Raw genomic sequence first — 20,336 nt, forward strand, 5'->3', positions numbered from 1 at the left:
TAGCACGCCGCCCTCTCAAGGCGGTAGCGCCGGTTCGAATCCGGTCGGGGGTACTCGATCAGGGAAACCCCGCACCTCACGGTGCGGGGTTTCTCGTTGTGTGCCCTCCGTCTCGGGGTGGGCCGCCGGCCGAGCGGCCCACCCCGAGGCAGGCGGCTCAGGTCCGGCGTACGGCAGGAGCTCCTCCAGGGCGCGGGGGTAGCCGAGCCGTAACCGGGTGGCCACCGCCTCGACGAGAGCCTCCTGGCCGCAGGACGTGGCGACCTGGTGCCAGCCGAGTCGCTCCCGCAGCTCGGCGACCCGGCGCCGGGCGGCCTCCCGCTCTTTCGGCCCGGCCGTGGACGGCCGTCCGCCCGGCACCGCCTCCACGGCGGTGCTGAGCCGCGAACCCTGGTCCAGCCCCTCGTTCTCGATGGCGCTCAGCACGTCCCGCGCCGTCGCCACCGCTGCCCGGCCGGTCTGGATCAGGGCCCGGGCCAGGCCGAGTCGCCGGAGGTGCTCCTCGGTGTGCTCGGCCTGCGTCGCGCTCCCCCGCTCGCCGGGCGGCAGCAGCCCCTCCCGCAGGTCGTACTTGACCGTCGCCGTATCGGGATGCGCGTCAACCGGATGCCGGCGGTACGCACGTGATGGCCGGTGCTGTGGGCCACGCCTTCCGGGCATCGTCCGGCGTGGGCGGCTTTCAACCGACGGGCGCGGGGGTCCGGAGGTGCTGTGGGGATCTGGTACGAGACATACGTGGTCCCCGGCGGGGCCTACGAGAGCGTCCATGCCCCGATGCCGCCCTTCGGGCCGGCCGCGGCCACCGGCGTCGAGCCGGTGGGGGCAGGGGCGAGCGTGCGGCACAGCGGCTGCGGCTTGGCCGCGGCTCGCTGGGCTGACGCCGCGCCGTGCCCCCACGGGGGCCCGTGCGCCTGGGGGTCTGCGCGAAGGGGCAGGGCTGGCACGTGCAGCCACCGTGCTCCGGCGCCTGTAGGGGGTTGCCCCTCCTCGGGCGTTGCGGGCCGTGTGTGTGCGCCCACGCGGGGAAGCCCGCGCACGGCCACGGGACCGCCCGGGCGGCGACGCACGGGTGGGGGCGGCCTGGTTCCCCGGGTGAGTCGCCGGGCGGCCTCAACCGCGGCGCAGAGCCTCGGAGAGCCGGTTGGCGGCGTCCACGATGGCCTGGGCGTGCATGCGGCCCGGGTGCCGCGTCAGGCGCTCGATCGGTCCGGATACCGAGACGGCGGCGACGACGCGGTTGGATGGGCCGCGCACCGGGGCGGAGACGGAGGCCACCCCCGGCTCGCGTTCGCCGACGGACTGGGCCCAGCCCCGCCGTCGCACGCCGGAGAGCGCCGTAGCGGTGAACCGGGCGCCCTGAAGTCCCCGGTGCAGTCGCTCCGGCTCCTCCCACGCCATGAGGATCTGGGCGGCGGAGCCGGCCTTCATCGGCAGCGTCGAGCCCACGGGCACGGTGTCGCGCAGGCCGGAGAGCCGCTCGGCCGCGGCCACGCAGATGCGCATGTCGCCCTGGCGCCGGTAGAGCTGCGCGCTCTCCCCGGTGACGTCGCGCAGGTGCGTGAGTACCGGGCCGGCGGAGGCCAGGAGCCGGTCCTCCCCGGCCGCGGCGGCCAGCTCGGAGAGCCGGGGGCCGAGTATGAACCGGCCCTGCATGTCCCGTGCCACGAAGCGGTGGTGCTCGAGAGCCACCGCGAGCCGGTGCGCCGTGGGGCGCGCCAGGCCGGTCGCGCTCACCAGTCCGGCGAGCGTGGCCGGACCGGACTCCAGAGCGCTCAGTACCAGAGCTGCCTTGTCGAGAACGCCCACACCACTTGAGGCGCCGCTAGAGTTGTCCATGCGTCGATACTTGCGTCTCACATTACGAAACGCAAGTTCAATATCCCCGGGAACCCGCCAGTCTGGGGTGACGGCTACCACCTGGGCACGCAGTGGGTGGGGCGAGGATCTCTATGTGTGGTCGGCGGCGCGGCCGGCCGGAGGGACAGCGATGGGACGGACACTCGCGGAGAAGGTCTGGGACGACCACGTCGTCCGGCGTGTGGAGGGCGAGCCTGACCTGCTCTACATCGATCTCCACCTGCTGCACGAGGTGACCAGCCCGCAGGCCTTCGACGGTCTGCGCAAGAGCGGGCGTGCCGTGCGTCGCACCGATCTCACCATCGCCACCGAGGATCACAACACCCCGACCCTCGACATCGACAAGCCGATCGCCGACCCCGTCTCCCGTACGCAGCTGGAGACCCTGCGGAAGAACTGCGCGGACTTCGGTGTGCGCCTGCACCCGCTGGGCGACGTCGAGCAGGGCGTCGTCCACGTCGTGGGACCGCAGCTCGGCCTCACGCAGCCGGGGATGACGGTCGTGTGCGGCGACAGCCACACCTCCACCCACGGCGCCTTCGGCGCGCTGGCCTTCGGTATCGGCACCAGCCAGGTCGAGCACGTGCTGGCCACCCAGACGCTGCCGCTGGCGCCGTTCAGGACGATGGCGATCACCGTCAACGGCGAGCTGCCGGCCGATGTCACCGCCAAGGACCTGATCCTCGCGGTCATCGCGAAGATCGGCACCGGCGGCGGCCAGGGCTACGTGCTGGAGTACCGGGGCGAGGCCATCGAGAAGCTGTCGATGGAAGCGCGCATGACCATCTGCAACATGTCGATCGAGGCCGGTGCCCGCGCGGGCATGATCGCCCCGGACGAGACGACGTTCGCGTACGTCAAGGGCCGTCCCCACGCCCCCGAGGGCGCCGACTGGGACGCGGCCGTCGAGTACTGGCGCACACTGCGGACCGACGAGGACGCGGTGTTCGACCGCGAGGTCGTCATCGAGGCCGCCGAGCTGGCCCCGTTCGTGACCTGGGGAACCAATCCCGGCCAGGGTGCCCCGCTGTCGGCCAGCGTCCCGGACCCCGCGTCCTTCACCGACGAGAGCGAGAAGCTGGCGGCCGAGAAGGCCCTGGAGTACATGGGCCTGTCCGCGGGCCAGCCGCTGCGGGACATCGCGGTGGACACCGTCTTCGTCGGCTCCTGCACCAACGGCCGCATCGAGGACCTGCGCTCGGCCGCCGCCGTCATCGAGGGCCGCAAGGTTGCCGACGGCGTCCGCATGCTGATCGTGCCCGGCTCCGTACGGGTCGCCCTGCAGGCCGTGGAAGAGGGCCTGGACAAGGTGTTCACCGCCGCGGGGGCCGAATGGCGGCACGCGGGTTGCTCGATGTGCCTGGGTATGAATCCCGACCAGCTCGCCCCGGGGGAGCGCTCGGCTTCCACGTCCAACCGCAACTTCGAGGGCCGGCAGGGCAAGGGTGGACGCACCCATCTGGTCTCGCCGCCGGTGGCCGCCGCCACCGCGGTGCTGGGCCACCTCGCCTCGCCCGCCGACCTGTCCGACAACGCCGTGCCCGCGGGAGTCTGATCACGATGGAAGCCTTCACCACCCACACCGGCCGGGCCGTTCCGCTGCGCCGCAGCAACGTCGACACCGACCAGATCATCCCGGCGCACTGGCTGAAGAAGGTCACCCGCGACGGGTTCGAGGACGGACTCTTCGAGGCGTGGCGCAAAGACGACGCGTTCGTCCTGAACCAGCCCGAGCGCGAGGGTGCGACCGTCCTGGTGGCCGGGCCGGACTTCGGTACCGGTTCCTCGCGTGAGCACGCCGTCTGGGCCCTGCAGAACTACGGCTTCAAGGCGGTCATCTCCTCCCGCTTCGCCGACATCTTCCGGGGCAACTCGCTCAAGAACGGCCTGCTCACGGTCGTTCTGCCGCAGGAGACGGTGGACGTCCTGTGGAAGTTGACCGAGTCCGACCCCGCGGTGGAGGTCACCGTCGACCTCGTGGCGCGCAAGGTCGTCGCCCCGGGCGTCGATGCGGACTTCGAACTGGACGAGAACGCTCGCTGGCGCCTCCTGGAGGGGCTGGACGACATCAGCATCACGCTGAAGAGCGAAGCCGACATCGCGACGCACGAGGGTCGGCGCCCCGCCTTCAAGCCGCGCACGCAGGCGGCCTGAACTCCCGGCGGCAGACCCCCGTTCGCAGCAACGCGGTGCCCCCGTTCTCCGGAACGGGGGCACCGCGTTTTCGTCCGCTCTGACCGGGTACGGGAGCGCTGAAGTCGAGGGGTTTACCGTACAGTTGGCTGGATAGGTACCCTGGGTGGCTGGAACCGCACGGGTCTGGCGGGGTGGAGCGTTGACGCCTCCTGAGGCGACAACTCCCCCCAGATGGCACAATCGGTGCATGGAAGGCGACGACGAACTGGCTCTGTACGGTCTCGTCGCCGACCGGCTCAAGGAAGCACACCGCAAGGTGCGCGCACTGCAAGTCCCGGAGAGTGAACGGGAGGCGCTCATCCGGAAGCTGCTCGTTGTCACGGCCGCGTCGAAACACGACCTGGCCTCGGCGGCGCAGCGGCTCGAACGGCTGATGGAGGAGATCGACGGCCGCCGCTTCCCTTCTGCGTGACCGACGGAGTTCGTTGCGGCACAAGGGTGATTAGCCCGTTTCGTGTTTGATTTGCGGTATATATCTGCCTACCGTGCGAAAAAGCTTGAACATCATTCGTTACGGAATGCCTCCGAAGGGGAAGACGTGAACAAGGCGCAGCTCGTTGAAGCGATCCAAGACAAGTTGGGCGGTCGCCAGCAGGCCGCCGACGCGGTCGATCACGTGCTGGACGCGATCGTCCGCACGGTGTGCGCGGGTGAGCGCGTCTCGGTCACCGGCTTCGGCTCGTTCGAGAAGGTCCAGCGCCCCGCGCGCTACGCCCGCAACCCGCAGACGGGCGAGCGGGTTCGGGTCAAGAAGACGGCCGTGCCCCGCTTCCGCGCCGGCCAGGGCTTCAAGGACCTGGTGAGCGGCGAGAAGAAGCTCCCCAAGAACGACGTCGCGGTGAAGAAGGCGCCCAAGGGCAGCCTCTCCGGGGGTACCACCACCAAGAAGGCCGCCACCAAGAAGGCCGCGGCGAAGAAGGCGGCGGCGAAGAAGGCGACGGCCAAGAAGGCGCCCGCGGCGAAGAAGACCACGGCGAAGAAGACGACGGCCAAGAAGGCGCCCGCGGCGAAGAAGACCACGGCGAAGAAGACGACCGCCAAGAAGACCAGCGCGGCGAAGAAGACGACCGCCAAGAAGGCCCCCGCGAGGAAGAGCACCGCCAAGAAGGCGCCCGCGCGCAAGACCACCGCGCGCAAGACCACCGCGAAGAAGACCGCGCGCAGCCGCTGAGCACCGCTCGGGCAGCCGGGCCGGGTCCGCTGGGCCCGGCCCGCGGCATGTCCGGCCCCGATGGCGCTTCGAAGGGGCGCGGGGGACCGCGCGAACAGCCTCGGTGCCTCCGCAGGCCGCGCCGTGAGTCGAGGAGCAGCCCGCGCAGACCCGGGCCGGGGCGCCTGGGCCCCGCGCCGGCCAGCCGTGGGCCTTCGGGTGGACCCCAGCGCGAGACGGCGATGGGTGCTCCCTCCCCGCGGCTCGTCCGCCGGACAGGCCTTAGGCTCTGGGTATGCAGGCCACCGCGTACACCTACGATCCGCAGACCCGCACGGGCAGCGTCCTGTTGGACGACGGCACCCCCGTGTCCTTCGACGCCGCCGCCTTCGACGCGGGCGGCCTGCTCCTTCTGCGCCCCGGCCAGCGGGTCCGCATCGAGACCGAGGGCGGCGAGACCGAGCGCCGTATCACCCTGGTGACATTGCAGACGCTGTGAGGGTGTGACACCCGACGCCCAGGGCCAGCGCCGCACCGAGATCGGCGCCGGTGTCCACGTCCCGGCGCACGCTGTCCACCCCGGTGACGCCGAGTTCCACCGCTCCGGACGCCCGGTGCCGCCGCCGGGACTCCCCGCCGAAAGCCGGTGCGAGGGCCACTCCGGGGCGTGCGGTCAGGAGCGTCGTCCCCACCCCGGCGGCGTCCGCCAGGAAGGCGCGGGGGAATCGCGCCGCGGCGGCCAGGACCCGGCCCAGTTCCGCCGGGCGCAGCGCGGGCAGATCCGCGTTGAGGGCCGCGAGGTGGGTGCGCGGGGCCTGGGCCCGCACCCGCTCGGCGCCGTGCCGCAGGGCCGGGTTCAGCCCGGCCCCCGGTATGTCCGGCAGCACCCGCGCCCCGAGCGACGTCAGCTCGCGGGTCGCGAGCGGATCGTCGGTGACGACCACCACACTCCACACCCCGGGGCAGGCCAGCGCCGCCGTCACGGTGTCCAGGGCGAACGCCAGCGCGAGCCGCGGGCGCAGGTCGTCGTCGAAGGTGGGAGCCAGTCTGCTCTTGGCCAGCCCCAGCGTTTTGAGGGGAACGACGACTGACCAGCGCGCCCCGGCCACCTCTCGCGTCTCCTGCTGCATCGGGCCCATTCTCACCCGGCGGTGAACCCTGGGGTTACGGTGTCCTCGACAGGGTGGTGGCCGAGGGCCACACTTGTGCGGTTGTCCCCGGCGCACAGCGCGAGCCGGCCGGTCCGGTGCGACCGCCCGGTGAGAAGAGCAAGAGGAGATGGTGTCCCGGTGTCCCGCCGAAAGATCGGGTTCTGGTACCGCTTGGCGGCGGTCATCGCCAAACCCCTGTTGCTCCTCCTCTTCAAGCGGGATTGGCGCGGAATGGAGAACATTCCGGCGTCGGGCGGATTCATCGTCGTGGTGAATCACAACTCGTATCTGGACCCGCTGTCCTACGCGCACTTCCAGTACAACACCGGACGGGTTCCGCGCTTTCTGGCGAAGGTGAGCCTTTTCGGCCGCGGCTTCGTGGGCGCCGTGATGCGGGGGACCGGCCAGATCCCCGTCTACCGCGAGTCCGCCGACGCCATCGGCGCCTTCCGGGCCGCCGTGGAGGCCGTCAACAAGGGAGAGTGTGTGGTCTTCTACCCGGAGGGCACCCTCACCCGCGATCCGGAGCTGTGGCCGATGGAGGGCAAGACGGGGGCCGCCCGGGTGGCCCTGCTGACCAGGGCCCCCGTCATCCCCGTCGCCCAGTGGGGCGCTCACGAGGCCGTGCCGCCGTACGCGAAGCGCAAGCGGCTGCGGCTGTTCCCGCGCAAGACGCTGCGCGTCCGGGCCGGGAAGCCGGTGGACCTCTCCGCGTTCCTCGACCGGGAGCCGACCGCCGAGGTGCTGCGCGGCACCACCGACGCCCTCATGGACGCCATCACCGCCGAGCTGGCCGACCTGCGCGGCGAGCCCGCGCCGCAGGAGCGCTACGACCACCGCAAGGCCGTGGCGGAGCGCCGCCGCACCCGCCGCCCGGCGGCAGCGGAGGCCGCCCCGGACGCGCAGGCCGAGCAGGAAGGGCAGGCCGCCCCGCCCGGTCAGGACCGCCCGCGCACGTCGGCCGCAGGGGAGGAGCCCGCATGACGAAGTCAGCCGTGTTCGGCACCGGCTCCTGGGGCACCGCCTTCGGCATGGTGCTCGCGGACGCCGGCTGTGAGGTGACGCTGTGGGGGCGCAGGCCCGAGCTGGCCGAAGCGGTCAACACGCGGCACACGAACCCCGACTACCTCCCCGGCGTGGAACTGCCCGCGTCGCTGCGGGCCACGACGGACCCCGCGGAGGCCGCCGCGGGCGCCGAGTTCACCGTCCTGGCCGTGCCCTCCCAGTCGCTGCGCGGCAACCTGGCCGCCTGGGCGCCGCTGCTGCCCCCGGACACCGTCCTCGTGTCGCTCATGAAGGGCGTGGAGCTGGGCAGCACCAAGCGCATGAGCGAGGTCATCCAGGAGGTCGCGGGCGCCCCGCCGGAGCGCATCGCCGTCCTCACCGGGCCGAACCTGGCCAAGGAGATCGCGGCCCGGCAGCCGGCGGCCTCGGTCGTCGCCTGCCGGGACGAGGAGGTCGCGCGGCGGCTCCAGAAGGTCTGCCACACCCCGTATTTCCGGCCCTACACCAATACCGACGTCGTCGGCTGCGAGCTGGGCGGCGCCGTGAAGAACATCATCGGGCTCGCCGTGGGCATCGCCGACGGCATGGGGCTGGGCGACAACGCCAAGGCCTCGCTCATCACTCGCGGCCTGGCGGAGACCACCCGCCTCGGCGTCCGGCTCGGCGCCGACCCCGCGACCTTCGCCGGCCTCGCGGGCCTCGGCGACCTGGCGGCGACCTGCTCCTCCCCGCTCTCCCGCAACCACACCTTCGGCGCCAACCTCGGCCGGGGCATGACGCTGGAGGAGACCATCGCCGTCACCCGGCAGACGGCCGAGGGCGTGAAGTCCTGCCGGTCCGTGCTGGACCTGGCCACCGGGCACGGCGTCGAGATGCCCATCACCGAGACGGTCGTGGAGATCGTGCACGAGGGCAAGGCGCCCCTGATGGCCCTCAAGGAGCTGATGGGACGCAGCGCCAAGGCAGAGGGCCGCTGACGGTTCCGTCCGGGGCTCCCGCGCGCCCTCACGGGCCGCGGGGCCGCGGGACGGACGGGCCCGGACGTGTGCGGTGCGTAGCGTGCGGGCCACGGCCCGTGCCGTGCCTGCGCCGGAGGCCGATCAGCCGGTAATCTCAGCGCGATGAGCACGTCAGACACCTCCAGCACCTCCCCCCGTCCGTCGCGCAAGCCGCGCGTCGCCGTCGTCTTCGGCGGGCGCAGCTCCGAGCACGGCATCTCCGTCCTGACCGCGGGAGCCGTGCTCCGCGCGATCGACCGTGAGAAGTACGACGTGCTGCCGATCGGCATCACGCCCGACGGGGGCTGGGCGCTCACCAGCGACGCACCCGAGCGCATGGCGATCACCGACCGCCGACTGCCCAGCGTGCCGGAGCTGGCCGAGTCCCGAACCGGCAGCGTGGTCATGCCCGTGGACCCGGCCAGCCGCGAGGTGGTCTACAGCGAGCCCGGCCGCGTGCCCGAGGCGCTGGGCGACGTCGACGTCGTCTTCCCCGTCCTGCACGGCCCCTACGGCGAGGACGGCACCCTCCAGGGCCTGCTGGAGCTCTCCGGCGTCCCCTACGTGGGCTCCGGCGTGCTGGCCTCGGCCGTCGGCATGGACAAGGAGTACATGAAGCGGGTCTTCCTCTCCTACGGCCTGCCGGTCGGCCCGTTCACCGTGATCCGGCCCCGCGAGTGGGAGCAGGACCAGGCCGCCGCGCGCAAGAAGATCGTCGACTTCGCCGCCGAGCACGGCTGGCCGGTGTTCGTGAAGCCCGCCCGAGCCGGCTCCTCCATGGGCATCACCAAGGTCGACGACCTCACCGGGATCGACGAGGCGATCGAGGAAGCCCGGGCGCACGACCCCAAGATCCTCGTCGAGTCGCTACTGCGTGGCCGGGAGATCGAGTGCGGCGTGCTGGAGTTCGGCGACGGCCCCCAGGCCAGCGTCCCCGCCGAGATCCCGCCCGTCACCAGCCACGACTTCTACGACTTCGAGGCCAAGTACATCGACTCGGCCACCGGCATCGTGCCCGCGCCGCTCACCGACGAGCAGACCGCCGAGGTCCGCGCGCTCGCCGTCCGGGCCTTCGACGCCGTCTCCTGTGAGGGCCTCGTCCGGGCGGACTTCTTCCTCCTGGAGGACGGCCGGTTCGTCATCAACGAGATCAACACGATGCCCGGCTTCACGCCGATCAGCATGTACCCGCGGATGTGGCAGGAGTCGGGCGTGGGCTACGCCGAACTCGTGGACCGGCTGATCCAGGCCGCGCTGCACCGTTCCACGGGGCTGCGCTGACCCCGACGGCGTCCGCCCCCGGGTTGTAGGGTTCGCTCCCGGGGCGGGGCCCGGGCTCCGGAAGCGGACGCGGAAGCGTGCCCGGGCCGGGCGGAAGGGGGCGCGCGGAAGGCGCGGGCAGGGTGGAACGACGGCGGGAGCCCAGGGCTCCCGCCGTGAGCTGTGGGGAGCTACAGATGGACGACCGGGCAGGTCAGCGTGCGGGTGATGCCGTCCACCTGCTGGATTCGGGCGACCACGAGCTTGCCCAGCTCATCCACGGTGTCGGCCTGGGCGCGGACGATCACGTCGTAGGGTCCGGTCACGTCCTCGGCCTGGACGACACCCGGGATCTCCCCGATCACCCGCGCGACGGTCGACGCCTTGCCGACCTCGGTCTGGATCAGGATGTAGGCCTGTACCACGGGACCTCCAGGGCGGCTTCGAGGATCATGGGAGTGGGAGGGACGCTACGGTATCGCGTCGTCACCACCAGCGGCGAGCTTTGTGAAAGGGCAGACGGATGCTGAGTTTCCCCGGGGGCCGTCCCCCGACCCCTGGGACCGTCGGCGATCTCGGGGAGTTCGGCCTCATCCGGGAGCTGACCGCCCGGCTGACGGCCACGCCGGCCGTCAAGCTGGGCCCGGGCGACGACGCCGCCGTCGTGGTCGCCCCCGACCGCCGCGTCGTCGCCAGCACCGACGTGCTGCTGGAGGGGCGGCACTTCCGGCGGGACTGGTCCACCGCCTACGACGTCGGGCGGAAGTCCGCCGCCCAGAACCTCGCCGACATCGCCGCCATGGGCGCGGCGCCCACCGCGCTGTTGCTCGGTCTCGTCCTGCCCGCCGACCTGAACGCCAACTGGCCGGTGGAGCTGATGGACGGGCTGCGGGACGAGTGCGACGTCGCCGGAGCCGCCGTGGTCGGCGGCGACGTGGTGCGTGGTGAGACGATCACCATCGCCATCACGGCTCTCGGCGACCTGCGGGGCCGGGAGGCGGTCACGCGCGCCGGAGCCCGGCCCGGGGACGTCGTCGCCGTCACCGGCTGGCTGGGCTGGTCGGCCGCCGGGTACGCGATACTCAAGCGCGGCTTCCGGTCCCCGCGGGCGTTCGTCGAGGCCCACCGCCGGCCCGAGCCGCCCTACCACGCGGGCCCGGCCGCCGCGGGGCTCGGCGCCACCGCCATGACGGACGTCAGCGACGGGCTCATCGCCGACCTCGGGCACATCGCCGAGGCCAGCAAGGTCCGCATCGACCTGAGCACCGAGGCGTTCGACATCCCCGCACAGATGCACGACATCGGACAGGCCGTCGGCGTCGACCCGATGCGCTGGGTCCTGACCGGGGGAGAGGACCACGCCATCGTCGCGACGTTCCCGCCCGGCCGGAAGCTGCCCGCGCGCTGGCGCGTCGTCGGCGAGGTGCTGCACCCCTCGGCCTCCTCCCGCGTCACCGTCAACGGCGCGCCCTGGCACGACGGCGGCGGCTGGGACCACTTCGGCGCCTGACCCCGGCCCAGGCCACCCCGCCCCGGACGCCGAGGACGGCCACGTGCGTTGCGTAGGCTTCCGCCCATGCGCATACCCCCAAGGGTTCTCACCATCGCCGGCTCCGACTCCGGGGGCGGGGCGGGCGTCCAGGCGGACCTGAAGACCATGCTGGCCCTGGGCACCCACGGCATGAGCGTCCTGACCGCCGTCACCGCGCAGAACTCGCTGGGCGTGCAGGGCGCCTGGGAGCTCCCGGCCCAGGCCGTGCGGGCCCAGTTCCGCAGCGTGGTGGAGGACATCGGCGTCGAGGCCGTGAAGACCGGCATGCTGTCCTCCGCCGAGCTGGTCCTCACCGTGGCCGGGCTCCTGCGGCGGCTGGACGTGCCCGTCGTCGTCGACCCGGTCGGCGTCTCCAAGCACGGAGACCCGCTGCTCGCCGCCGAGGCACTGGAGGCGGTGCGCACGGAGCTGCTGCCGACCGCCACCGTGGCCACCCCGAACCTCGACGAGGTCGCCCAGCTCACCGGCATCACCGTCACCACGGAGAGCGAGCTGCGCAAGGCGGCGTCGGCGGTCCTCGGATTCGGCCCGCGCTGGGCCCTGATCAAGGGCGGCCACCTGCGTGGGGAGGCCACCGACCTCCTCACCGACGGTGACCGGGAGCACTGGCTGCGGGCACCCCGCCACCCGAACCGGCACACCCACGGCACCGGCTGCACCCTCGCCAGCGCCGTCGCCGCCGAGCTGGCCAAGGGCGCGGACGTTCCCGCGGCGGTGGCGGCGGCCAAGGAGTACGTCACCGGGGCCATCGCGGCCGGCTTCGCCCTCGGCTCCGGCATCGGCCCCGTCGACCACGGCTGGCGTTCCCGTCGAGACGCTCGGTGACGACCGCCGGGCAGCACAAAGCCGGTCCGCCGTGGGCGGACCGGCTTGCGGCAACCGGGAGGCTGCGCTGCGACTAGGGCGTCAGCGCGAGACCTTGCCGGCCTTGATGCACGAGGTGCAGACGTTGAGGCGCTTCGGCGTCCCACCGACCGTGGCACGCACGCGCTGGATGTTGGGGTTCCAGCGACGCGGGGTGCGGCGGTGCGAGTGGGAGATGCTGTTGCCGAAGCCCGGCCCCTTGCCGCAGACGTCGCAGTTGGCAGCCACGGGTCACTCCAAAGACTTCAGATACACGTACGGTGGGTCCTGGCCTCGCGGAGATCAGACCGAACGCTCCGGAGCGAAGTCCCGATCCGACGGGATCGGACCGAACGCTCACAGGACTGACCGGCTTTGCCAGGGAGATGGTCACCTGACTCAACGCATCGCGTCAGGCAACCGAAGCAGCATACAACGACTGCTCACAGACCCTGAAATTACCATGGGTCGCCTCGCTCCCGCCCGGCGCCCGTCCCCGCCCACCCGCCGCCGCTCCCCTGCTCCCGCCCCGGACGGCACTCCCGCCCCGGACGGCCGTCGCGGCGTGCGACTACCCTTCCCGGCTGGGCCTCGTGGGCCGGGCGCACCGCCCGGTCACGGGAAGGGCGGGGCCGGACACGAGCTGAGGAGGTGCGTCGCCCGGTGCCGCACACGCTGGACGCCGCCACGGTCCGCACCTGGTGTGCCCGCGCCCTGGACGCCCTGGGCAGCGCCCGGGAGACGATCGACGCGATCAACGTCTATCCCGTCGCCGACGCCGACACCGGCACCAACCTGTACCTCACCGTGGAGGCCGCCGCGCAGGCCGTGGAAGCCGCGGGAGCGGGAGAGCCCACGCTCGCCGAGGCCACGGCCGCCATGGCCCACGGCGCGCTGCTGGGCGCCCGCGGCAACTCCGGCACCATCCTCGCCCAGCTCCTGCGCGGCCTGGCCGGTGAGATCGCGGCGGGCCGGGACCTGCGCTCCGCGCTGCACGGCGCGGCCCGGCTGGCCCGGGCCGCGGTGGCCCACCCCGTGGAGGGGACCATCCTCACCGTGGCGACGGCCGCCGCGGAGTCCGCCGAGCGCGCCGGGGGCGGGGACGCCGAGGTGGCCCGGGCCGCGTGCGAGGGCGCGCGGGCGGCGCTGGCCGCCACACCCGCACGGCTGCCGGTGCTGGCGGGGGCCGGAGTGGTGGACGCCGGCGGCTACGGCCTCGTCACCGTGCTCGAAGCGCTGCTCACCGCGCTCACCGGCGAGCTTCCGGCGGCGCCGCCCCCCGAGCGCGTCCGCCCCGCCGGAAGCACGCCGTCCGTGTTCCCCGGCTGCGCGGCCGGCCCGGAGGCAGGCCCGAAGGCCGGCCCTGAAGCAGGTCCGGACGCCGGCCGGGAGAGCGGCACGGAGACGGAGGGGCCGGAGTTCGAGGTGATCTACCTCCTCGACGCCACCGAGGCCGCCGTCGAGCGCCTCCGGGAGCGGCTCGACGGGCTTGGGGACTCGCTCGTCGTCGTGGGCGGTGACGAGCTGTGGCACGTCCACGTGCACGTCGACGACGCGGGTGCCGCCGTCGAGGCGGGGATCGAGGCGGGGCGTCCGCACCGGGTGCGCATCAGCCACCTGGCCGGACGGCACGCCGCCCCGGAGCCCGTGGAGCGCGCGGTCGTCGCCGTCGTCCCGGGGGAGGGGCTGGCCCGGCTGTGCGATGAGGCGGGGGCCCTCGCCGTCACCGTGCGCCCCGAGGAGCCGCCGGGCAGCGGCGAACTGGCCGCCGCCGTGCGGCGTGCGCACGCGCGCGAGGTCGTTTTGCTGCTCGGTGGCCCGGAGCTGCGGCACACCGCGGCCGCCGCGGCCGAGCAGGCGCGTGCGGAGGGCGTACGGGTGGCGATCATCCCGGCCCGCTCCCCGGTGCAGTCCCTGGCGGCGCTCGCCGTGCACGAGGCGGAACGGCGCTTCGACGAGGACGTCGTGGCGATGACGGCCGCGGCCGGAGCGACCCGCTACGCGGAGCTGACCGTCGCCGAGCGGCGCTCGTGGACGACGCAGGGCGTGTGCCAGGCCGGGGACGTGCTCGGGCTCATCGACGGCGACGTCGCCGTGATCGGCGGGGACCTGACGGACTGCGCGGCCGAGGTCCTGGACCGGATGCTCGCCGCGGGCGGCGAGCTCGTCACGCTCGTCCTCGGGGGCGGGGCGCCCGACGGGCTCGTCCGCGTCCTCACCGACCGGGTGCGCCGCTCCCACCTCGGGGTGGACACCGTCGTCTACGAGGGGCGCCAGCCCTCGCCGCTGCTGATCGGCGTCGAGTAGCGGGCCTGGAGGCGAGGGCGGCACCGGCGCGGGACGCGGTGCTCCATGCCGTTGTCGGCACCGTGGGGGAAGATGGGCCGCACGATGGAGAGTCCACTGGCCGAGCCGCTGAAGAAGACGGTCGGCGGCACCACCGCGAAGGTGCTCGCCGACCACCTCGACCTGCACACCGTCGGCGACCTGCTGCACCACTATCCGCGCCGGTACGCGGAGCGCGGCGAGCTGACGCGCCTGGCCGACCTGCCGTTGGACGAGCACGTCACGGTGGTCGCGCGGGTGGCCGACGCCCGGCTGCTGTCGTTCAACCGCGGCCGGGGCCAGCGGCTGGAGGTCACGCTGACGGACGGCAGCGGGCGGCTCCAGCTCGTCTTCTTCGGCCGGGCGGCCTACGCACACGAGAAGAAGCTGGTCCCGGGGCGGCGGGGGATGTTCGCGGGCAAGGTCTCCGTCTTCAACCGCAAGCTGCAACTGGCCCACCCCGACTACAAACTGCTGGACGAGGACGGCGACGCCGAGGCGGTGGAGCGCTTCGCCCGGGCACTGCTGCCGCTCTACCCGGCCGTCAGGCAGCTCAACTCGTGGAAGATCGAGCAGGCCGTGGAAACGGTGCTGAACTCGATGGAGGCCATCGGGTGGAAGGGCCTGGGCGATCCGCTGCCCGTCTCCCTGCGGGAGGGCCGGGACCTCCTGCCGCTGCCCGAGGCCCTGCGGTCCGTGCACCGCCCGCGGTCGTGGGCGGAGGTGCACGCGGCGCGGCGGCGGCTGAAGTGGGATGAGGCGTTCGTCCTGCAGGTCGCGCTGGCTCGCCGCCGTTCGGCCGAGGCGCAGCTGCCCGCCGTGCCCCGCGCCGCGCGGGACGACGGCATCCTCGCGGCGTTCGACGCCCGGCTGCCCTTCACCCTGACGGAGGGTCAACGCCGCGTCAGCGAGGAGATCTTCACCGACCTGGCCACCGCCCACCCCATGCACCGGCTGCTCCAGGGCGAGGTGGGCAGCGGCAAGACCATGGTGGCGCTGCGGGCGATGCTCACCGTGGTGGACGCCGGCGGCCAGGCGGCTCTGCTCGCCCCGACCGAGGTGCTGGCGCAGCAGCACCACCGGTCCATCGTGGAGATGCTGGGCGAGCTGGCCGAGGGGGGCCTGCTCGGCGGCGCCGAGCACGGCACCCGGGTGGTCCTCCTCACCGGCTCGATGGGCGCCGCCGCGCGCCGTCGGGCGCTCCTGGAGCTGGCCACGGGCGAGGCCGGGATCGTCATCGGCACGCACGCGCTCATCGAGGACAAGGTGAAGTTCCACGACCTCGGCCTCGTCGTCGTGGACGAGCAGCACCGGTTCGGCGTCGAGCAGCGGGACGCCCTGCGCGCCAAGGGCGAGCAGCCGCCGCACCTGCTGGTGATGACGGCGACGCCGATTCCGCGCACCGTGGCCATGACGGTCTTCGGCGACCTGGAGACCTCCGTGCTGGACCAGTTGCCCGCCGGGCGGTCCCCCATCGCCAGCCATGTCGTTCCCGCGGCCGACAAGCCGCACTTCCTGACCCGCGCCTGGGAGCGGGTGCGCGAGGAGGCCGAGGGCGGGCACCAGGCCTACGTCGTCTGCCCGCGCATCGGGGACGAGGAGGCGGACGGCGAGGCGGCGGAGGAGGACGCGGCGGGCTACGGGGCCGGGGAGTCCGAGGAAGCGGGGAGCGGCGGCGCCCAAGATGGCGAGCGGCGGCAGCCCCTTGCCGTGCTGGACCTGGCCGCGCAGCTCACCGGGGGGCCGCTCGCCGGGCTGCGGGTCGAGGCGCTGCACGGCCGCATGGCCCCGGAGGCGAAGGACGACGTGATGTGCCGCTTCGCGGCGGGCGAGGTCGACGTGCTCGTGGCGACGACGGTCATCGAGGTCGGCGTCAACGTCCCCAACGCCACGGTCATGGTGATCATGGACGCCGACCGCTTCGGCGTCTCCCAACTGCACCAGCTCCGCGGCCGGGTCGGGCGCGGTTCCGCGCCCGGGCTGTGTCTGCTGGTGAGCGAGATGCCCGAGGAGAGCGCGGCCCGCACGCGGCTGGACGCCGTGGCGGGCACGTTGGACGGCTTCGAGCTCTCCCGGATCGACCTGGAACAGCGCCGGGAGGGAGACGTCCTGGGGCAGGCCCAGTCGGGGGTGCGCTCCAGCCTGCGGATGCTCACGGTCGTCGAGGACGAGGAAGTCATCGCCGAGGCCCGGGCCGAGGCCACGGCCGTCGTCGCCGCCGACCCGGGTCTCGACGGCCATCCGGAGCTGCGCACGGCCCTGGCGGCCCTGCTCGACGAGGAGCGCGAGAGCTACCTCGACAAGGGCTGAACCGCCCGGAGAGCCGGTGCGGGATCCGGGCAGGGGGCCGGACGGCCCGCGGCCCGGCCGGAGTGCGGCCCGGGGCATATCGTGGGGGCGAGGCGGCCGGTGGCCGTCGCGACCGATCAGGCCGGCACGTCGCGCACGTGCCCACGTCAGCAGCTAAGGAAGCCTCGCCATGACCCGCGTGATCGCCGGAGCCGCAGGGGGGCGGCGGCTGGCCGTGCCGCCGGGGCAGTCCACCCGGCCCACCTCCGACCGGGCCCGGGAGGGGCTGTTCTCCAGCTGGGAGGCCCAACTCGGCGGAGGCTGGGAGGGGCTGCGCGTCCTGGACCTGTTCGGGGGCTCGGGCGCCGTCGGCCTGGAGGCGCTCTCCCGGGGCGCCGAACACGTCCTGCTCGTCGAGTCGAACGCCCGGGCGGCCCGCACCATCAGGCAGAACGTCGCGGCGCTCGGGTTGCCCGGCGCGGAGGTGCGGGTCGGCAGAGCCGAGCAGGTCATCGCGGGTGCACCGGGGGTTTCCTTCGATGTCGTCTTCCTGGACCCGCCGTACGCGGTCCCGGACGACGATCTTCGCGAGATCCTCCTCACACTCGCCGGTCAGGGCTGGTTTGCGGACGGCGCACTGGTCACCGTGGAGCGGAGCACGAGGGGCGGGGAGTTCCGTTGGCCCGAGGGCTTCACGGCGCTGCGCTCCCGGCGCTACGGCGAGGGGACGCTCTGGTACGGTCGCGCCGCCCGAACGGAAGTCACCGCCGCGTCATGAACAGCCCGGAGAGCGAGGAAAAGCCAGTGCGCCGCGCAGTCTGTCCGGGGTCCTTCGACCCCATCACCAACGGCCACCTCGACATCATCGCCCGCGCGGCCAGGCTGTACGACGTCGTGCACGTCGCCGTGATGATCAACAAGAGCAAGCAGGGGCTGTTCACGGTCGAGGAGCGCATCGAGCTCATCGAGGCGGTCACCTCGGAGTTCGGCAACGTCGTCGTCGAGTCCTTCCACGGGCTCCTGGTCGACTTCTGCAAGCAGCGCGACATCCCGGCCATCGTCAAGGGCCTGCGCGCCGTCAGCGACTTCGACTACGAACTGCAGATGGCGCAGATGAACATCGGCCTCTCGGGCGTGGAGACGCTCTTCGTGCCGACCAACCCCACCTACAGCTTCCTCTCCTCCAGCCTGGTCAAGGAGGTCGCCACCTGGGGCGGCGACGTCTCCCACCTGGTACCGCCGCAGGTCTCCGCGGCGCTCGCCAAGCGGCTCACGCGTCCCTGACGGGGCGCCGAGGCCACCCGGGCGTCCCTCGCGCTGTTCCCCCGGCGGTCCCTGCCCGTACAGTCGCTCCCGTGGACGTACAGTCAAGACTCGACGACATCGTCGCGGCGGTCCGTAACGCCCGAGCCATGCCCATGTCCGCCTCCTGCGTGGTGAACCGGGCGGAGCTGCTCGGCCTGTTGGAGGAGGTACGCGACGCCCTCCCGGGTTCGCTCGCGCAGGCGCGGGAACTCCTCGGCGGCCGGGAGCAGATGGTCGCCGAGGCCCAGGAGGAGGCCCAGCGCATCATCGAGGCGGCCCGCACCGAGCGCGGGTCGATGGTCTCCGACACCGAGGTCGCCCGCCGTTCCCAGGCGGAGGCCGACCGCATCCTGGCCGAGGCGCGCCGGGAGGCGGAGTCCATCCGGGCCGAGGCGGACGACTACGTCGACAGCAAGCTGGCCAACTTCGAGGTCGTCCTCAGCAAGACGATCGACTCGGTGGGCCGCGGCAAGGACAAGCTGCTGGGCCGCGCCACCGACGCGGACGCCCCCTTCGGCCACGATCCGGAGCAGGGCCACGAGGGCCCTGCGGCCCCGGAGCGCTCCGCGGACCCGGATGAGTTGCGGGAGCGCGCGGACACCTACGTGGAGGCGCAGTTCCAGGCGTTCGAGTCGGTGCTGACCAAGACGCTCGACGCCGTCGGGCGGGGCCGCAAGAAGCTCACCGGGCACCGTCCGATGGACGAGCTGGGAGCCCATCTGGCGGCCCAGGAGGAGGCCGGAGCGGACGGGCACCACCAGGTCCACGTCTCCGACGCGGAGTATCTGGCCGGGCTCGCGGAACCGCAGGCGGACATCCCCGCCCAGGCGCAGCCGCCCGTCACCGAGCCCGTTCCCCCGGGGGGCGTGCCCGAGCCCACCGCCCCGCCGCAGCCGGCTCCGGCGGCCCCTGCACCCGCCGACCCCTACGCCCCGGCCGCGGCCTACGACCAGGGCGGCTTCCAGCCCGCCTACGGCCAGGAGGCCGACCCGTACCAGCAGGGCGGCTACGCCTACCCGCCCCAGCCCGGCTACGCCCAGCAGGGTTACCCCCCGCAGCCGGTGCCCGAGGCCCCGCAGCCCGGGCACCCCGGGGGCTACGCCGAGCCCGACCCGTACGGTTACCCGCAGCAGGCCTACCCGGACGGCTACGGCCAGGTCCCGGCGTACGGCACCGAGGCCGGTTACCCGCAGCAGGGGACGGGCGGCTACCCGCAGCAGCACGCCCAGCACCAGCACCAGGCCGAGCACCAGCACCAGCACCAGGCCGAGCACCAGCACCAGCACCAGGCCCAGTACCAGGCCCAGGCCCCGGCCCTGGACGAGACCAGCTTCTTCGACACCAGCATGATCGACATGGAGGAGCTGCGCCGCTACGAGCAGGGGCGCTGACCGGCCCCGGAAGCGCGCGTTCCGCCGTCGGCCGGGCCGTCCGTCCCGGCCGACGGCGATTGGGCCGATCGGAGCCGGTGAAGTATCCTGGCTCATCGGTCGCGCGTACGCCCGCGGCTTTCGGCTGCCCGGCGATGCCGGGCCGGGCCACAGTCACACCGATGAAAGCAGGAAGCCCTGAACGCCCCCCTCGACCACCGTGCCCCGCTCGTGTTCGACACACGCGAGCTGGGCCGTCGTCCCGGTGCGCTCAAGCGGCTCTCCCGCACCGTCGAGGCGCCCCGCGACCTCGGCACGGAGGTCATCGGGGTGCCCGAGGGCGCGTCGGTCGAGCTGGAGCTGCGGCTTGAGGCGGTCATGGAGGGCGTGCTCGTCACGGGTACCGCCCGCGCACCGCTGACCGGCGAGTGCGTAAGGTGTCTGGAGCCGCTGGAGCAGGAGTGCGAGGCGGACTTCCAGGAGCTGTACTCCTACCCCGAGACCGACGACCGCGGCCGCGCCGTGGCCGCCGGTGACGACGCCGAAGGCGCCGAGGAGGAGGAGGACACGCTCTTCCTCGAGGCCGACCTGTTCGACCTCGAACCCGTGCTGCGGGACGCGGTGGTGCTGTCGCTGCCCATGCAGCCCGTGTGCCAGGAGGACTGCCCAGGGCTCTGCCCGCGGTGCGGCGCCCGGCTCGCGGACGAGCCGGACCACCAGCACAACGAGGCCGCCGACATCCGGTGGGCGGCCCTGGAGGGACTCGCCGAGAGCATCCGCCACGGCGAGAAGGACAACGTGAACGGCACCCGACCCGGTGCCGACGAGAAGCAGGAGAAGTAGCCGTGGCCGTTCCCAAGCGGAAGATGTCGCGCAGCAACACGCGCCACCGCCGGTCGCAGTGGAAGGCTGCGGTCCCCACCCTGGTGGCGTGCGAGCGCTGCTCGGAGCCCAAGCAGCAGCACATCGCGTGCCCCAGTTGCGGTACCTACAACAAGCGTCAGGTTCTCGACGTCTGATCGGCGGGTGACAGGC

General features: G+C 73.1%; 22 protein-coding genes, 1 tRNA gene and 1 pseudogene (1 of these 24 only partly in view). 19 read left to right on the plus strand and 5 right to left on the minus strand.

The genetic code is table 11. The features are described 5' to 3' along the window. Window positions 1–53: transfer RNA gene (locus HPT28_RS13995), tRNA-OTHER, on the plus strand (it extends 77 nt beyond the left edge of the window). On the opposite strand, the gene HPT28_RS27425 is transcribed toward HPT28_RS13995, so the two are convergent. Then, entirely contained in the window at window positions 16–660 is a 645-nt protein-coding gene (locus HPT28_RS27425; protein ID WP_219091392.1) for a transcriptional regulator, read from the minus strand. The genes HPT28_RS13995 and HPT28_RS27425 overlap by 38 nt on opposite strands. Between HPT28_RS27425 and HPT28_RS27740 the strand changes: the two are divergent. Continuing rightward, window positions 658–878 (plus strand): annotated as a pseudogene (locus HPT28_RS27740) (monooxygenase family protein); the annotation flags it as partial. The gene HPT28_RS27425 and the pseudogene HPT28_RS27740 overlap by 3 nt on opposite strands. Before the next feature lie 232 nt (window positions 879–1,110). On the opposite strand, the gene ndgR reads toward HPT28_RS27740, so the two are convergent. Beyond that, the gene (gene ndgR, locus HPT28_RS14010; protein WP_191211955.1) at window positions 1,111–1,836 is read right to left on the minus strand and encodes an IclR family transcriptional regulator NdgR; all 726 of its coding nucleotides are present in this window, start codon (window positions 1,834–1,836) and stop codon (window positions 1,111–1,113) included. A 151-nt stretch (window positions 1,837–1,987) separates the two neighbouring features. Between ndgR and leuC the strand changes: the two genes are divergently transcribed. The 5 genes from leuC (at window position 1,988) to HPT28_RS14035 (ending at window position 5,702) form a co-directional block, all read left to right on the plus strand. Next, window positions 1,988–3,412 carry a 3-isopropylmalate dehydratase large subunit gene (gene leuC / locus HPT28_RS14015; protein WP_219091393.1) on the plus strand — a complete coding sequence of 475 codons (1,425 nt, stop codon included), beginning with the start codon at window positions 1,988–1,990 and terminating at the stop codon, window positions 3,410–3,412. 5 nt (window positions 3,413–3,417) lie between these two features. Beyond that, window positions 3,418–4,011, plus strand: coding sequence for a 3-isopropylmalate dehydratase small subunit (leuD, locus tag HPT28_RS14020; RefSeq protein WP_219091394.1), 594 nt, complete (start codon window positions 3,418–3,420; stop codon window positions 4,009–4,011). Window positions 4,012–4,240: 229 nt separating this feature from the next. Beyond that, complete coding sequence (locus HPT28_RS14025; protein ID WP_219091395.1) at window positions 4,241–4,465, plus strand: hypothetical protein; 225 nt, start codon at window positions 4,241–4,243, stop codon at window positions 4,463–4,465. Window positions 4,466–4,591: 126 nt separating this feature from the next. After that, window positions 4,592–5,224 carry an HU family DNA-binding protein gene (locus tag HPT28_RS14030; protein ID WP_219091396.1) on the plus strand — a complete coding sequence of 211 codons (633 nt, stop codon included), beginning with the start codon at window positions 4,592–4,594 and terminating at the stop codon, window positions 5,222–5,224. Window positions 5,225–5,498: 274 nt separating this feature from the next. Continuing rightward, window positions 5,499–5,702 carry a hypothetical protein gene (locus HPT28_RS14035; protein ID WP_219091397.1) on the plus strand — a complete coding sequence of 68 codons (204 nt, stop codon included), beginning with the start codon at window positions 5,499–5,501 and terminating at the stop codon, window positions 5,700–5,702. On the opposite strand, the gene cofC is transcribed toward HPT28_RS14035, so the two are convergent. Then, window positions 5,674–6,333 carry a 2-phospho-L-lactate guanylyltransferase gene (gene cofC, locus HPT28_RS14040; RefSeq protein ID WP_219091398.1) on the minus strand — a complete coding sequence of 220 codons (660 nt, stop codon included), beginning with the start codon at window positions 6,331–6,333 and terminating at the stop codon, window positions 5,674–5,676. The genes HPT28_RS14035 and cofC overlap by 29 nt on opposite strands. A gap of 159 nt (window positions 6,334–6,492) precedes the next feature. Here cofC and HPT28_RS14045 point away from each other — a divergent pair, with 159 nt between their 5' ends. The 3 genes from HPT28_RS14045 to HPT28_RS14055 all read left to right on the plus strand — a co-directional run bounded on the left by HPT28_RS14045 (window position 6,493) and on the right by HPT28_RS14055 (window position 9,638). Next, window positions 6,493–7,338, plus strand: coding sequence for a 1-acyl-sn-glycerol-3-phosphate acyltransferase (locus tag HPT28_RS14045; protein WP_219091399.1), 846 nt, complete (start codon window positions 6,493–6,495; stop codon window positions 7,336–7,338). Further along, window positions 7,335–8,336: an NAD(P)H-dependent glycerol-3-phosphate dehydrogenase gene (locus tag HPT28_RS14050; protein WP_219091400.1), complete on the plus strand. Its 1,002-nt coding sequence runs from the start codon at window positions 7,335–7,337 to the stop codon at window positions 8,334–8,336. The genes HPT28_RS14045 and HPT28_RS14050 overlap by 4 nt, the downstream gene beginning before the upstream one ends. A gap of 144 nt (window positions 8,337–8,480) precedes the next feature. Further along, window positions 8,481–9,638 carry a D-alanine--D-alanine ligase family protein gene (locus tag HPT28_RS14055; RefSeq protein WP_219091401.1) on the plus strand — a complete coding sequence of 386 codons (1,158 nt, stop codon included), beginning with the start codon at window positions 8,481–8,483 and terminating at the stop codon, window positions 9,636–9,638. Between the two features lie 170 nt (window positions 9,639–9,808). On the opposite strand, the gene HPT28_RS14060 is transcribed toward HPT28_RS14055, so the two are convergent. After that, window positions 9,809–10,042 (minus strand): Lrp/AsnC family transcriptional regulator, encoded by a 234-nt coding sequence (locus tag HPT28_RS14060; RefSeq protein ID WP_219091402.1) that lies wholly within the window; start codon window positions 10,040–10,042, stop codon window positions 9,809–9,811. A 98-nt stretch (window positions 10,043–10,140) separates the two neighbouring features. Here HPT28_RS14060 and HPT28_RS14065 point away from each other — a divergent pair, with 98 nt between their 5' ends. Next, window positions 10,141–11,127, plus strand: coding sequence for a thiamine-phosphate kinase (locus HPT28_RS14065; protein ID WP_219091403.1), 987 nt, complete (start codon window positions 10,141–10,143; stop codon window positions 11,125–11,127). Between the two features lie 66 nt (window positions 11,128–11,193). Further along, window positions 11,194–11,994, plus strand: coding sequence for a bifunctional hydroxymethylpyrimidine kinase/phosphomethylpyrimidine kinase (gene thiD, locus HPT28_RS14070; protein ID WP_219091404.1), 801 nt, complete (start codon window positions 11,194–11,196; stop codon window positions 11,992–11,994). A gap of 81 nt (window positions 11,995–12,075) precedes the next feature. Here thiD and rpmB read toward each other — a convergent pair whose 3' ends face one another. Beyond that, a complete protein-coding gene (gene rpmB / locus HPT28_RS14075; protein ID WP_219091405.1) occupies window positions 12,076–12,261 on the minus strand; it encodes a 50S ribosomal protein L28 in 186 nt (61 codons plus the stop codon). Between the two features lie 414 nt (window positions 12,262–12,675). Here rpmB and HPT28_RS14080 point away from each other — a divergent pair, with 414 nt between their 5' ends. The 7 genes from HPT28_RS14080 to rpmF all read left to right on the plus strand — a co-directional run bounded on the left by HPT28_RS14080 (window position 12,676) and on the right by rpmF (window position 20,320). Further along, on the plus strand, window positions 12,676–14,319 hold the full coding sequence (locus HPT28_RS14080) for a DAK2 domain-containing protein (RefSeq protein ID WP_219091406.1): 1,644 nt from the start codon (window positions 12,676–12,678) through the stop codon (window positions 14,317–14,319). Between the two features lie 84 nt (window positions 14,320–14,403). After that, the gene (recG, locus tag HPT28_RS14085; RefSeq protein WP_219091407.1) at window positions 14,404–16,647 is read left to right on the plus strand and encodes an ATP-dependent DNA helicase RecG; all 2,244 of its coding nucleotides are present in this window, start codon (window positions 14,404–14,406) and stop codon (window positions 16,645–16,647) included. A gap of 169 nt (window positions 16,648–16,816) precedes the next feature. Then, window positions 16,817–17,404, plus strand: coding sequence for a 16S rRNA (guanine(966)-N(2))-methyltransferase RsmD (rsmD, locus tag HPT28_RS14090; protein WP_219091408.1), 588 nt, complete (start codon window positions 16,817–16,819; stop codon window positions 17,402–17,404). Between the two features lie 26 nt (window positions 17,405–17,430). Further along, entirely contained in the window at window positions 17,431–17,910 is a 480-nt protein-coding gene (coaD, locus tag HPT28_RS14095) for a pantetheine-phosphate adenylyltransferase (protein ID WP_219091409.1), read from the plus strand. A gap of 71 nt (window positions 17,911–17,981) precedes the next feature. Continuing rightward, window positions 17,982–19,322 carry an ATP synthase F0 subunit B gene (locus HPT28_RS14100; RefSeq protein WP_219091410.1) on the plus strand — a complete coding sequence of 447 codons (1,341 nt, stop codon included), beginning with the start codon at window positions 17,982–17,984 and terminating at the stop codon, window positions 19,320–19,322. A 210-nt stretch (window positions 19,323–19,532) separates the two neighbouring features. Next, window positions 19,533–20,144, plus strand: coding sequence for a DUF177 domain-containing protein (locus tag HPT28_RS14105; protein WP_308119224.1), 612 nt, complete (start codon window positions 19,533–19,535; stop codon window positions 20,142–20,144). A gap of 2 nt (window positions 20,145–20,146) precedes the next feature. Further along, window positions 20,147–20,320, plus strand: a complete 174-nt coding sequence (gene rpmF / locus HPT28_RS14110) for a 50S ribosomal protein L32 (protein ID WP_191211935.1) — start codon at window positions 20,147–20,149, stop codon at window positions 20,318–20,320. Window positions 20,321–20,336 lie beyond the last annotated feature (16 nt).

The sequence above is a fragment of the Streptomyces sp. JJ38 genome (assembly GCF_019303475.1).
In the GTDB taxonomy this organism is placed as follows: Bacteria; Actinomycetota; Actinomycetes; order Streptomycetales; family Streptomycetaceae; genus Streptomyces.